This window comes from Streptomyces sp. NPDC025638, assembly GCF_055558775.1.
Map to the genome: position 1 here is coordinate 1 of NZ_JBVHLX010000076.1, position 1,300 is coordinate 1,300.

A 1,300-nucleotide genomic window follows, 5' to 3' on the forward strand; every position below is an offset into this window, starting at 1 on the left:
GAGAAGTACCAGCTCAAACCCCGCGACTGGGCCGCCGCCGAACGCGACGGACACACCCTCACCCCCCTGATCACCCGCCTCAACACCATCCGGCGGCAGAGCCCGGCCCTGCGGCAGCTGCGTGATCTCCACTTCCATCATGCCGACCAGGAAGCGGTGATCGCGTACAGCAAGCGGAGCGGATCGAACACGGTTCTGGTGGTCGCCAACCTCGACCCCCACGACACCCAGGAGGCCACGGTCTCGTTGGACATGCCGCAACTCGGCCTGGAATGGCACGAGTCGGTGCCGGTGCGTGACGAACTCACCGGCGAGACCTATCACTGGGGCAGGACCAACTACGTGCGCCTCGAACCGGGTCGGCGACCCGCGCACGTCTTCACGGTTCTGCGACCGTCCAACCCGCAGATCGGAGGGTCACCCACAAAATGATCGTCAACGAGCCCGTTCCGGACACCTTCGAGGACACACCCGCCAAGGACCGGGACCCGGATTGGTTCAAACGCGCCGTGTTCTACGAGGTCCTGGTCCGCTCCTTCCAGGACAGCAACGGCGACGGCATCGGCGACCTCAAGGGCCTGACCGCCAAGCTCGACTACCTGCAGTGGCTCGGCGTCGACTGCCTCTGGCTGCCGCCGTTCTTCAAGTCCCCGCTCCGCGACGGCGGTTACGACGTCTCGGACTACACGGCGGTGCTGCCCGAGTTCGGCGACCTCGCCGACTTCGTGGAGTTCGTCGACGCCGCCCACCAGCGCGGCATGCGCGTCATCATCGACTTCGTCATGAACCACACCAGCGACCAGCACCCTTGGTTCCAGGAGTCCCGGCGGGACCCGGACGGGCCCTACGGCGACTACTACGTCTGGGCGAAGGACGACAAGCAGTTCCAGGACGCGCGGATCATCTTCGTCGACACCGAGGCCTCCAACTGGACCTACGACCCGGTCCGCAAGGAGTACTACTGGCACCGCTTCTTCTCCCACCAGCCGGACCTCAACTACGAGAACCCGGCGGTCCAGGAGGAGATGATCTCCGCGCTGAAGTTCTGGCTGGACCTGGGCATCGACGGCTTCCGGCTGGACGCGGTGCCGTACCTGTACCAGCAGGAGGGCACCAACTGCGAGAACCTGCCCGCCACGCACGAGTTCCTGAAGCGGGTGCGCAAGGAGATCGACGCGCAGTACCCCGACAAGGTGCTGCTGGCGGAGGCGAACCAGTGGCCGGAGGACGTGGTCGACTACTTCGGCGACTTCCCGAGCGGCGGCGACGAGTGCCACATGGCCTTCCACTTCCCGGTCAT

At 65.7% G+C, this 1,300-nt stretch carries 1 protein-coding gene and 1 pseudogene; both read left to right on the top strand.

Going from position 1 to position 1,300, the window contains the following annotated elements; genetic code table 11:
- Positions 1–432 (top strand): annotated as a pseudogene (locus tag ACZ4EG_RS46640) (alpha-glucosidase C-terminal domain-containing protein); the annotation flags it as partial.
- A partial coding sequence (locus ACZ4EG_RS46645; protein ID WP_467795066.1) for an alpha-amylase family glycosyl hydrolase occupies positions 429–1,300 on the top strand: 872 nt, incomplete at its 3' end. The pseudogene ACZ4EG_RS46640 and the gene ACZ4EG_RS46645, both read left to right, overlap by 4 nt.